Origin of the sequence: Alcanivorax xiamenensis (genome assembly GCF_009846745.1) — a bacterium.
Lineage (GTDB): Bacteria > Pseudomonadota > Gammaproteobacteria > Pseudomonadales > Alcanivoracaceae > Alloalcanivorax > Alloalcanivorax xiamenensis.
On sequence record NZ_AQPF01000049.1, the window covers coordinates 16,306 to 28,549 of the forward strand.

At 53.4% G+C, this 12,244-nt stretch carries 8 protein-coding genes; 3 read left to right on the forward strand and 5 right to left on the reverse strand.

Annotated elements, in window-relative coordinates:
• Window positions 1-7 precede the first annotated feature (7 nt).
• From A6D6_RS18620 to A6D6_RS22185, 5 genes are all read right to left on the reverse strand, one after another.
• Window positions 8-7,342, reverse strand: coding sequence for an RHS repeat-associated core domain-containing protein (locus A6D6_RS18620; protein ID WP_159661537.1), 7,335 nt, complete (start codon window positions 7,340-7,342; stop codon window positions 8-10).
• A 17-nt stretch (window positions 7,343-7,359) separates the two neighbouring features.
• Window positions 7,360-8,109 (reverse strand): hypothetical protein, encoded by a 750-nt coding sequence (locus A6D6_RS18625; RefSeq protein ID WP_159661538.1) that lies wholly within the window; start codon window positions 8,107-8,109, stop codon window positions 7,360-7,362.
• 62 nt (window positions 8,110-8,171) lie between these two features.
• Window positions 8,172-8,507: a hypothetical protein gene (locus A6D6_RS18630; RefSeq protein WP_159661539.1), complete on the reverse strand. Its 336-nt coding sequence runs from the start codon at window positions 8,505-8,507 to the stop codon at window positions 8,172-8,174.
• 53 nt (window positions 8,508-8,560) lie between these two features.
• A complete protein-coding gene (locus tag A6D6_RS18635) occupies window positions 8,561-9,871 on the reverse strand; it encodes a hypothetical protein (protein ID WP_159661540.1) in 1,311 nt (436 codons plus the stop codon).
• Window positions 9,872-10,217: 346 nt separating this feature from the next.
• Window positions 10,218-10,598 (reverse strand): DUF2493 domain-containing protein, encoded by a 381-nt coding sequence (locus tag A6D6_RS22185; RefSeq protein WP_203385000.1) that lies wholly within the window; start codon window positions 10,596-10,598, stop codon window positions 10,218-10,220.
• A 244-nt stretch (window positions 10,599-10,842) separates the two neighbouring features.
• On the opposite strand from A6D6_RS22185, the gene A6D6_RS18645 reads away from it, so the two are divergent.
• From A6D6_RS18645 to A6D6_RS18655, 3 genes are all read left to right on the forward strand, one after another.
• On the forward strand, window positions 10,843-11,127 hold the full coding sequence (locus A6D6_RS18645) for a hypothetical protein (RefSeq protein WP_063140664.1): 285 nt from the start codon (window positions 10,843-10,845) through the stop codon (window positions 11,125-11,127).
• A gap of 73 nt (window positions 11,128-11,200) precedes the next feature.
• Window positions 11,201-11,677, forward strand: coding sequence for a JAB domain-containing protein (locus tag A6D6_RS18650; RefSeq protein WP_063140665.1), 477 nt, complete (start codon window positions 11,201-11,203; stop codon window positions 11,675-11,677).
• A 189-nt stretch (window positions 11,678-11,866) separates the two neighbouring features.
• Window positions 11,867-12,139 (forward strand): hypothetical protein, encoded by a 273-nt coding sequence (locus A6D6_RS18655; RefSeq protein WP_116028208.1) that lies wholly within the window; start codon window positions 11,867-11,869, stop codon window positions 12,137-12,139.
• Window positions 12,140-12,244 lie beyond the last annotated feature (105 nt).

The window sequence follows — 12,244 nt, forward strand, 5'->3', positions numbered from 1 at the left end:
AATCGACCTATTTCCTATAAACACTTTGCATCATATTTGTATTGGGCTTCGATGGATATAACACAAACCCTCCGCCCGCCGACGCGCCATTCACACCCAACCCCAGCAATGAGCCTGATGCAACTGGATTCCACAATGATTGGCCCGGAGTAGCGATGGCGCTGATATTCCCTAAAGTGCTATCGCTTAATAAGCCTGCCCTCGAAGAGCCGATAGGGTTGACATGGTTTAGGACTCCGCGGCCATTAACCCCTCCCATATTCCACAATGTCAATTGCTCAGCGACTTCCCTGCTTGTCTTAGATCCATCAACAGCAGCTCTTACCGCATCATCAATTGATGATATAGGTTTTGATGGGTTTGTCACATGGGCCCCTAATCGCGTTCCAATTTGACCAGACTGCCCAGTATATTTTAATCCTGCTTGCTCAAAATAATAAATTCCACTAGTAATCTCCGCTTGAGCGCGGGAGCCACTACCGGCCAACAGCTTCGTTGAAGCTGGTGCTGCTATGTGTCTCGCTTGGTAAAGTTGCTTACCCTTAAAAATCAGGCCTGCTCCGATAGCCCCAACACCGGCATCCGTTACGATAGCACTAGGATCCAATATGGCCGAAGATATATCACCTCCCTGGTAAGCTGCTGCCCCACCTCTGATCGCAGCTCCTGTCGCTACGCTAGTAGCTGCCCCAATGCCCATAGTTTCCAAGACGGGGACAACCGCTGCCAGACACCAGGGGCATCGCCCCGTTGGATCGTTGTAATTAATGGGGTTGTTGTCAACATAAGCATAAAAATTATGCCCCCCTTCAAACCCGAGCGGATCCTCGCTGATAAATCGGCCAATCTGAGGGTCATAGTAACGAGCACGATAATAATAGAGACCAGTATCTTCATCGTACTCACGCCCCGTGTACAATAGAGTATTCCCAGTACCCGGCATCGCTTGAGTCAGGGGAGCGCCGAACGCATCGAAGGAGGTCGTCTCTTCAACCGAGCCATTGTGTCCAGTCAATGCGGATACGCTATTCAGGTGGTCGTGATGGAAGGTATAGTTGGTCCAGTCGTTCTCATCCGCGGAATGGTAGGCGAAACCGTTCACGATCTCATCCACCACCACACCACGGAGATATTTATTCTCCAACACCCCGGCAAGATCGTATGTCGCCTCAAGGTGTTCGGCTTCCAAATGGTGGAGATGGTCACCATTGCGAATACGGTAATCGTTAGGATCGTACTCGAACAACGTCCCATTGATTTCGGAGGCCCTGCCTTTCCCGTTATAGGTCACCGTATACAACGGACTTCCGCCACCATCCCGTTTGTGAGTGACGCGGCCACTATCATCATAATCGAACCGTCGGTATATCGACCCCGTGGCACTGCCTGTCCTAATGCTGATCAATCGATTGCCGGAGGGAGCGCCACTACAGTCACGGGTGTTGTAACAGTAATAATAGGCAGTGCCATTACGAGTCTCGCTCTTCCGATTACCGACAGCGTCATAAGTGTATTCTCGATCCTCCGCATCAATGCTGCTATCGACGGTAGTGAGTCGATACAACGCATCGTATTTATACGCTGTTGTCTGATCGTTAACCGAATCGCTGATCTGCGTGACATTCCCAACGTGGTCATACTGATAAGTTAGATCTTCCACCACGGTATCATCTGCGGAAAGGTTCTGAAGTTGAACCAAGCGATCGTCATCATCGTAGAGATAATGGGTCTTGGCGCCATTTGACAATAGACGATCAATCAAGCGACCCGCGCCGTCATAATGGTAACTCACCTGTAAATACGCGGGATTGCTCAATCCAACCAGCCGGTTCATGCTGTCATACTGGTACGTCGTCACCTCGCCCTGGTAATCTGTTTTGGTAGCGACGTTACCTGCCGGATCGTACGTCCAACTTAATGTCTTACCCAGTCGACTGTCGGTCTTGCTGGCCAGCTCATGACGTGCGGTATAGCTGTAGGTGTATGTGACGTCCTCGTTACTGACCGCCACCAAATCACCAAAGGCATCGTATTGCCAAGCGTCGTACGTACTATCCTGAAGGTACTCGGTACGAACCAGTCGGTTCATTACATCATAAGTATGTCGCCGCTGACGGCCTGATCGGTCCTCCGTCAAGAGCACATTGCCAGCCTGGTCATATTGTAGAACTCGGTCGGTCTTGTCCGAGCCACTTTCCACAATAGGGTCCCGAGTTTCAATCAAACGTCCAAGATCATTGTAAACAAAGGTGGTTACTTGTCCTTCAGCGTCCGTAATGCGGGTAATGTTACCTAAAAGATCATAGCTATAAAGCGTGTTGCCATTCAGCGCATCCAGCTCCCGTATCAGACGGTTTAGCTCATCGTACTCTCGATGAAGACTGCTGTGTTCACTGTTAAGGGGGAAACTGGTGTCGGCAGTCGCGTTTGCATCCCACGTATTCGTCAGATTGCCATTAGCATCATAGGCATGCCAGGTAATGCGACCTGCTTCGGTGGTTACTGACTCCAGATTATCCAGGGCGTCATAGGTGTTCAGGACACGATGGCCATTAGGGTCCGTAACCTGGATAAGTCGCCCTGCCAAATCGTACTTGAAGGTGGAACGGTGGCCGTTGGCGTCAATTCGAGCTGTACGTCGCCCCATACTGTCGTACTCGTACCGCACTGTGTGACCATTGGCGTCGGTTTCACTCAGCTTGTTCCCCATCGCATCGTAGGTGTATGAGGTGCTATTCCCACGTATATCCGTCGTTCGAATTAACCGCCCGACTGCATCATAGGCGTTCGTCACATAGGTACAAGTCACATAGCCCCCGCTGCTGGAGGCACAATGCTCTCGGGGGGTGCCGCTAAGATAGTGTACTTTCTCTTCGGTCACCTTACCGTTATCGTCATAAACCTTCTCGTGGATATCCCCCCTCGGCGTGGTCACCTTGGTGAGTCGACCGAGCACATCGTAAGCATATTGCGTGGTGAGCTCCATTATCGACGTGTCAATCATTGAGGTGCGTCGGCGGAGAGTCGACGTCACCTTACGCCCCAGAGCGTCATAAGTATAAGTCGTCGAGATGCTACCCCCGCTGGTTGCCCCCTTTACAACCTTACTTTGAACATTGAGGCCATTACTTTCGTAGGTATATGTCGTAATACGCTGACGTGCCGGCACAGCAGGATCAATGAACTCTATGCGTTCCTTGACCTGCCCAAACGGCGCGCCGCTGGCGTAATAGGTATACCGCTCCAGGAGTACGTTGGGCGCTCCGTTGACGGTGGCCCGCACCTCATGCAGCTTGCCTTTCACCGCACCACTCGCCGCATCAGTGGTCTCGTAGTAGGAGCGCGTGACTTCGTTCCCCCGCTTGTCCATCACGGTAGTGAGCTGGTCATAAATGCCATAGCTGTAATCCATGTCATTCATGAGTGGATCTCGTATTCGGGAGAGCAAACCATGGTTATCCGACTTGAGGCCACCGAGCGCCCTATCTGCCCTGTAAGAGTAATTCCAGCGACGCCCCAGGCCATCGGTCTTGTCAAAACGTAATCCATCCGGTGTGGACTGGAACTGTATGACATTGCCGTCTGGCTCTTTGAGTGTACGCAATGAGCCGTAGAATCTGTCGTAAAAATGCTCTCTGACAAAGCCTCTGGGATCCGTGACACGTGTGCGCTGCCGATACAGATCGTAGTTCAAGGTCTCGGTTTCACCCAAGGTATTGGTATAATTAAACGCTTTATTATTTCCGTAATAGGTAAAGGCCATCTGCTTACGCTTTCCATTACGCACTTGGGGGTGGATGATTTCGTTGAGGAGGTGCGAGTCAGGGTGATAGGTGTAGTCCATCGCGCTGCCCATAGGGTCAATCGCTTGCTCCAGATTGCCGCCATCATCATAGTTGAAGGTCCAGGCGCGACCGGTCCAATCGCTAATAGTCTGGATATGGTGCGAGTCCCCGGAATAACTCATCGTCAATCCGGTACGGCCAGCGATCTCCAAATTATCCACCACCGATATGACCCGACCCAAACTGTCATAACTTAAGGAAATTCGATTCTGATAAGGATCCTGAATGTACTTCAACCTGGCGGTTTCATCCGGTGTAGTCACTAAATCCGAAGCTCCCGCTTCCTCGAAGACATACTTTACGCCGTTCCTAAACTGCAAGGTGTGCTGACCTGAAGCCGGTGTATTCAGCAACAGCGTGTCAAATTCCCCAGGCGGGTTCTCGGATATCACACGTTCCGCACTGTCATCCTCGTTGAGGATATACGTATGCTCCCCGCCCCGCTCATCGACATAGCTGATGGAGGACGGGATCTGATTATCATTCTCCTCTGCCGTCTGTTGATCGCAGTTAGGGCACTTCCCGTAGTCGTTGGACCGTAAACTCATATTGTAGGAATGGGTCCATCCATACCCCAAAGGACTGTCTGTCTCCACCTGGGCTTTTCGGGAGTTATAAGACCGGGTGAAAACGTAGGGCAGACCTCGCCCTTTAATGACCAAGTCGGTCTCATCATGGTACATATTGCCGGTGACCGTGGAGACGGGATCCGCGGTGGACGGCGTGCGAACGAGATCGTTATTGGTGACCGATACCAAGTTCTTATCCGTGAAGACCTCATTATCAAACTTCGGCTTAAGGATGGAATCGCCGACATCAGATTGAGTCAACCTTATGCTGCCGTCAACCCAACCGCCGCCTGCGGAAAAGCTGTCATTACTGATACTGTATGTCTGACTGACCAGGTCCCCTTCAACGTCGTCGTAGACTTTCTCAACATAAACCGTGAATCGATTAAACCCCGTTCGGGTTTTTCGGCTAGGAATTGCGTACTCCCACCGCGCGGGGTTGTTCCCAACCCATCCACCGAAAAGCAAATTATTACGTATGCGCTGAACCGTCGACAGATCATGCAGGATCTTATCGAAATCATAGAAGCCTACCTGAAAGACGAGATCATTAATCGGTGACCAATGCGCCCCCGAATTCAAGTTGAGATAATCAAACTTACCGCGTGATCCCACACCGAAGAAGGCCCTAAAATACTGCTCAAAACCGTTTAAGAGCTGGCTCAGGGTCGTCCCCCCTACATAGCTATACCCACAAAGGTTTCCTGCATTGAGCGTGGCACCACCGCCATGCTCCGAAATCAGACCTCGTATCTGCCGCTCACACTGATACATGCTCTCAATGTTGCTGGCCCAGTTGTCATTGGAGTAGTAAAGAATCGGGGCGCGAAGATCCGTAGGCGAAGAGACCGTTTTTTTTATAATACCAAAGGTCCTATCGCCATTGGTATTAAAGTACTTCCAAAAATACGGAGCGGTGTTGTAGATAGGCCATTGCTTTCCATCGAATCCAGCCGGGGGCTCTTCATCAAGTCCAAATTGCTCATACATGGACTGCAGCGTGCTTTCAGAGCCGTTGTATAACCTCATAAGTGTTGCATCTTCACCAGCCAAGGCCATCTGGATTCCTCGAACGGTCGATATGGCATCGAAGCCGGTTAGTTCCTGCCAGATCTCATGTTCCAGGGAGGAGCCTTCGTGTCCCAGTAGCTCGAAGTGCGCATTGGCAAAAAAAGCGGGTTGATCAATCCGCCAAGAGCCGTTGAATTGAACCCCCTTCATGTCGATGAGCAAGCCACCAGGCATAACCGAGAAGGCCGTGTCTCCCAAGTAGTCAACCTCATAAGTGGAGCTCACCATGCCCACAAAGCCCGCAATGGGAGAAATGACGTGATTGAGCGCATCCAAACGTCGGGTATTTTCTGTAAAACGAGTAAAGTATTGGGTCATGGCAACATTCAATAACCCACCGGTCAGCTCATCCTGTGCTACTCGATCATCAATTAGTCGGCTTTCACCCTCATCTACGGCACCGTTACCATTGGAATCCACGTAGGGCACACCTTCGCTATCGTTGATGATCGAAAACTCTTCATTGGCTTTCAGGAGCCGACCGGCAGCCCGATTGACCTGGGACCAGTTTGAGGTGTCACCGCCCGTGCCAATGAGGTAGTAGCCACCAAATATCAGGTTCCGGTAGGTAGCGGCAATAACGTGGTCTTCCTCGCCAGTGGTGGATGGAGCCCCGTCCATCTCGAACATCACGCTGAAGCGCGATCCGATGTAATCGACCTCCACATTAGAGGTCTCGACGACAATCGGGGTATCAATGATTTCACCATCCAATCGCAGAAGCATTTGATGGTGTTCAAACGGGTCACCTTCAATACCATTTCCGGGGAAGTAACTTAGGGTAATTCGCTTTGTTGACAGATCAGAAAGCGCTATCGGGTCCGAGGAAAAAACAGAGTCATCCGGTGCCCAATTTCCCAAGTCATAATTGATAACAAGATACTTTGCCCAATCAGGATCGTTGACATCATCGTGCTCTTCGATGCTATTAAAAGTTTCGACAGCGCTCAGTATCTGATAAGGCAGGGATGCAGGCAGAATGCCATCATGGACCGGAATGATAGTCCCAAGATCGATGATATCTTCTATATTGTAAGCCGTGTACCAGGAGATAAGTCCTTCATAGATTTCAAGCGGACCTTTATCACTGTAGAAAAAATCGTTATATTTAATTGCCTCATAATAATAATCATATTCAAATGGTATCTGCCCATAGATGTCGATATTTTTATTATGATACTCTCTTAGCTTCCAGGACGGGTCGACATCGATCCACTGACAACGACCTGGTGTGGCGGAGCAGTCCACTCTGGGCGGAAAGGCACCACGATAATCAGAGAATGGCACACTCACCTGAACCCAGGCATGTTCGAACTCGATGGTCGGGGTACCGTCCACGTCAACCAGATTCACATTTTGAATACCCTGGTCATCCATGATCGCCGCCGCCAGTTCGATGTTCTTCACACCGATCCAGTTGGCCACATCTTCGGCAGGCGCACTCACTATCGCTTTGGCGTAACGAGCCGGAATATTCTGCGACCGGTACATGGCAATCAATACGGATGCGATGTCCACATCGCTGCCCCGCTGGCCCATGAATGTATTGATCGTGTTTGAACGGGATCCGTGATACAGCGCGTACTCGTGAGTGTTGCGAACGTATTCATACATCGCGGCCACACTTTCCAAGGCTTCGGCCTTCTGGGCGATCAGTCCCTGCTCGCAGCCCCCCTCTTCCGGAGGGCACTCGAACAGAATCTCCCGAGTTTGCGCCAGTGGGTCGGCATGCGCGCTCCGTGCGCCAAACAACGCAAATAGGCACAGCACAATGGTGTACGCCATCGCACTCACGTACCGACGATAGACTAGGAACTCTCGGTTCCCCCCTAATGAAAAATTCGGCAGGCGATTCATGATCTCGTCCTTGATTTTTATGGGTTCAACTTGAACGTTCGGCGGTGTCGAGTGCGAGTCTGAAAGGTCGGCGTGGAGGGGAATCGCTCCGCCTTCGTCTCAACAAAGGCCGAACTACCCTCCGACGTCTTGATCGGTTCAACGGGCAGGGGCTGTTTTCCAAGGATGAAGCCCCTTGAAAGCCTCTCGATTGCTCGGGCACGGTCTTCAGGTGCCAGGGTCAATGCAGTGCCCACGTCCTCTTCCAGACTATCCAGCGCCTCAAATACTGCGGGCGTGATGGGCTGGATGATCGATGAGCCCCGGTTCGGTGCGGTTGAGCCATTAAATAACGTCGTCAGTCGCCGCCATACTGAGCCCTCTTCCTGATCCTGAGGCTTCAGATGGTGGGTCATGCCCTTGAGCGTGTTGATTTCATTACGCAAGGCTGTCAGTGCCGCCTTGTCCGAATCCACCACTGCCACATTTTGAGTACGAGTCGTCGGCGCGACGTTCTGGTCGTTGGAGTCTTGAAGCGTCAAGGTTGAACCCGAAGGAACGGCCAGGCGTTCAATTTCGCGCTTTACCGCACGCACCTGTGCCTTGATCGCTTCATACTCTTCCGGTCTTTCTTCAAGGCGGATAGCGTCAATGACTGAAGTGCCAATGGCCTGCACCGCCGCCCGGTCAGTGGCACTCAGTGGCGCGTTGTGGGGCCGTTCGTCTCCTACCGAAGCCACCGCCACGACCATGAGCGCGCTCGCGGCAATGCATTGTGTTTTCTTCATGGTTCTCATCCCTGTATCGATGCTTCAAAACGGTTCAGCTTCGCCTCATGAGGCCGGAGTAGCTATCGGCTGATCCCCATCCGGCCAATAATCGGCGCACCATCGTAATCGCAGGCATTTGCCTCGATCGTCACGCGTTTTCCGGAGAGCATTGCGCCATAGGCCAGCGAGGCGAGTAGTTTCGTACCACCGTCCTCAGTTCCGTCCCCACCGAACACCGCCTGATTATCGATACACCCAGTAGGGCCGACGTCCTGATCAAAGTGGAGATGCACCTTATTTGAAGCCGGCTCGACCACTACTTCAGTAATCAGAGCACTCTGCGACGCCGCATGGGCGGCCCCAATGGCAAATACGCCAACCAGTCCCAGTGCGGAAATCTGGATCGTCCGTTTCATCGTCATTTCTCCTTTTTTTCCTTGTAGAAAGAACCCACATCTTCCATTTGTCTCTACATAGAGGACATGAGAGGGATAAGTATTGTCGGGTCGAGATCCGCGGCTCCCACGGCTGGGGCGTCTTCCACCAACCCGGTATCCGTGACGCTCAAGGTACTGCCGTTACCGGCACGGCCAGGGCCGGAGGAGCTTTCGGCGTACTGTTGCTCTGCCCCCTTTCGGCTACTGCCAACGGGATTGCCCGATGTATCCAGTGTTTCCAGGCTCAATGATGCGATGGGATCGAGGGATACGATTTGATTGTCGGATACGTCCAGGTGGACAAGGTTAACGGCCCACTCCAAACCCGTGAGGTCTGTGATCCCTAAATTGCTGGCATCCAAGGTCGTCAACTGAGCAAGATCACCGCGATTCAGTGCATCCAGAGCACCACGGCCAAGGGCGACGTTGATCGCCCGCCTCAAATTGGCATCCGGGATGCTCACCACGGTGTGTAGATTTCCTGAGTCCAGCCCGTCGGCCGCCGCCATGGCGCGAACCACCAAGGCCGTGTCATACGCCCGCGCTTCCCAGCTCCCATTCGACGCCTGATTCAAGGCCATGGAAGACAGCCAAGCACTTGCGGCCGCGGTGTTGCCGACCAGCAGCGCCGCGTGAGCAGCCAGCGCCTGCAACACTATTGGCTCGGCACTATTCATTTGGCCAACCAGGTTAGCCACTCCGTCCTCTATGAGCGGCGTCAAGGCACTGTCTTGACTGACCCACGGTGCAAGCCCCTTTACCACCAGGGCCGTTACAAAGGGGTCAGAGCCACTCTGCTGCCCCAACGGCCAGCCGTCCTGACCAATCTGTGCGTTCTTGAGGTAGTCCAGCGCGGGTTGGATGGACACATTCGACCCCCCGGCTGCAGTACCAATGCGAGCCAGGGCTTCCAAGACGAGTGCGGTGTCCAAGGGGGATTCCAGGTAATGTGAACTGAGGCCCCAACCTTCGTGTCCGGAAAGGGCTGGGTCTTGAATCTCACTAAGTCGAGGTATCCACTGACTGGCGGTATTGGTACCAGAAGCAGACAAAGCCACCGCGCGGCGGGCGCCATAGTCCACATTATTGCCGGCGCGATTCTGTAGCCAGGTCACGCCCCGATAATAAGCCTCTGTACGTGCGCCACTGGCATGGAGAGCCTTGACCACTTCTGTGGTCGCGATAAATCGCTCCGTTTCGAGCACACCCCAACTGCCGTCCGCATTCTGTTGCTGTGTCAGCCAGGAACGGGCCTGCTCAATGGCACTCTCGTAAAGAGCGGATGCGGATAACGGTGCCCCCAATAAAAACACCACCATAAACGGCAGCATAATGCGTCGCATAGCCTTATTCCCTTAGGATTCTTTATGGAGGCCCAATCTCCATAGGGCCTTGTTTCATCCCAAGCTAAGGCTTCTTAATGACACTTATACTCCGCTCTCCCCCGCAGAAAGCCGCAACATCCTGCTCTTTATTATGATTTTTTTATGACATTTTTTTCCTGCCTCCGTTATTTCCTACAGGTGGGCCGAGGCTTCTCTTGCTTCAGCGGCACGCCTATATCAGCCACCAGTAAAAGGCTTCAGCCGATAGGGGTTTGGTCAATCAGGCCATCCACGACGTTAGCGCCGCGACCAAGCTTTTTCCCCACAGAGCCTCTGCATCATCAGCACTGATGGAACTAACCCTCTAACAGGCTTTGGGTTGATGTCGATTCCCATACGGCATCCAAATCGGAATGCCCTCCCTGACGGCCAGTCTTAATAAATGATCAATGCCTTGCCCGCCGTTCAGAGCAACAATGCCGTCCGGGTGACCATGCTCAATCACCAGGCGATTCAGGTGCCGCCAAGCTTTGTCACCATGGCGCCGTACATTCAAGGCGTAGACAATGTGGTCAACCCCGTTCGATGCCGCCCACCGTTGCGCAGTCTCCGCATGCGGGTGGCCACCGTGAATCAGCGCCACATCGATCTTCCGGAGCGACAACAACTGCCCCAGCGCCTTGAGACAGGCATGGGGGGAACCGCCTGCCTCACCACCACAAATCAACACTCGATTACTGTCCATAATAACAGTATAGAGTCCCGTCCTTGAATCCTGCAACAATGGGTGTGGCTCTCGCCGCACAAACCGTGTGGTCCCTTGCCTTAACGCCCCGCCGGATCGTGAAACGGGGCGCGGCCGCTTGGCTCGATCCAATCTCTAACCTCGCCTTCCATGGCACTCTTTCAATCATTTCACCCCACGGGGAAACACTTCCCCATGGGGCGCATCCGCGCGTGTTTCTCCGTGCTTATTCAGGAGACGCACCATGCCTACGATCCAACCCCGTTTCCCTTTGGGAGCAACTGTCATCACTCCGGGTGCCGCCGCGGCGTTTGCCGACACCAACGTTCACCCCGCCCACTATCTTCAACGTCACCGTCACGGCGACTGGGGCGAGATGCCGCCAGAAGACCAGGCATCAAATGAAGAAGCACTCACCGAGGGATACCGACTGATGTCGAGCTATTCCATCGCCCCTCACACCACGATCTGGGTCATTACGGAAGCGGATAGGAGCGTCACCACGCTACTTCTGCCTTCCGAATACTGATTGACCTCGACTTTTCCTCTCCACCCGGGAGCCCCTCCCGGATGGAGGGACTCCCCGTATTCCGGGATTTATCATGAAACGTCACCCATCACTCCGTGAGACGGAGCAAGCGATCATCGACGCGGCCTGCGGGCTGTTGGAGCGTCGACTGCGCCGACAGTATCATCGACACACCGAGGTGTTCGACAAACCCGATGACGCGGCGAAGTACTTTCAACTCAAGCTGTCCGGTCAAGAGCAAGAAATGTTTGTCGGCATCCTCTTGGACAATAAGCACCGGATGCTACGGTACGAGGCGTTCTTCCAGGGCACCGTTGACAGCTGTGCGGCGCATCCGCGAGAGATCGTCAAGGCCGCGCTATCCTGCAACGCCACGAGCCTGATACTGGCGCACAATCACCCATCCGGCGTGCCTCAGCCCAGTGCCGGTGACCGCGCAGCAACAAACCGAATCGACTCGGCCTTGGAGTTGATCGGCGTTCGCTTGCTGGACCACATCATTGTCGGCCACGGTCAATGGTTCAGCTTCAGCCGACACGGCCTTCTCTAGCCCTCGCCCCGCATTTTGCGGGGCGTTTTCGTTTGGGGCACTTGGTCAAGGTAGACATATTTGCCCAAGACGTTGATACGCAACCTATTGAATTGACTTACCTTTCAGGCGTATAACGTCTGGCAGTGCCCATTGAGGATGCGATGGCCACTTTAGGGATAAAATTCCGAGAACTGAGGATGGAGTCCCATGTCTCAAGCGCGATGTTTAGGTGACCGCAACGGCCAGACCGTGTGGGTCACCATAGGGTATCGAGAAAGCCTGCGGGGGTATTACATGGTCGTGGAGTCACAAGACGCGAAGGGCCGCCGGCACGCCATGTACTCCAGTGCTTTCCGGCGGCAGCTGCTGAGTTATCAACGGGAGCTGAAGCGATTAGGCATTACCGTCCCCCAACAGGTATTCCGGCAGGCGGCCGAGCAGGGCTCACGGCACCAGGCGTTGTATTCGCTGGATCCATAGGGCGATCCAGGTAACGGACACCCCTATTCCCACACGCCTTCTGGCGGAAACCCGCCGCTCTATGTCACAATATGCCATCACCCGCCGCCACGACGGTCATCGTGG

Bases quoted from the DNA above. Each gene is read 5' to 3' on its own strand.
- A6D6_RS18625 (WP_159661538.1), bottom strand. From the start codon at position 8,109: ATGAAGAAAACACAATGCATTGCCGCGAGCGCGCTCATGGTCGTGGCG.
- A6D6_RS18630 (WP_159661539.1), bottom strand. From the start codon at position 8,507: ATGAAACGGACGATCCAGATTTCCGCACTGGGACTGGTTGGCGTATTT.
- A6D6_RS18655 (WP_116028208.1), top strand. From the start codon at position 11,867: ATGTCTCAAGCGCGATGTTTAGGTGACCGCAACGGCCAGACCGTGTGG.
- A6D6_RS18620 (WP_159661537.1), bottom strand. From the start codon at position 7,342: ATGAATCGCCTGCCGAATTTTTCATTAGGGGGGAACCGAGAGTTCCTA.
- A6D6_RS18635 (WP_159661540.1), bottom strand. From the start codon at position 9,871: ATGCGACGCATTATGCTGCCGTTTATGGTGGTGTTTTTATTGGGGGCA.
- A6D6_RS22185 (WP_203385000.1), bottom strand. From the start codon at position 10,598: ATGGACAGTAATCGAGTGTTGATTTGTGGTGGTGAGGCAGGCGGTTCC.
- A6D6_RS18650 (WP_063140665.1), top strand. From the start codon at position 11,201: ATGAAACGTCACCCATCACTCCGTGAGACGGAGCAAGCGATCATCGAC.
- A6D6_RS18645 (WP_063140664.1), top strand. From the start codon at position 10,843: ATGCCTACGATCCAACCCCGTTTCCCTTTGGGAGCAACTGTCATCACT.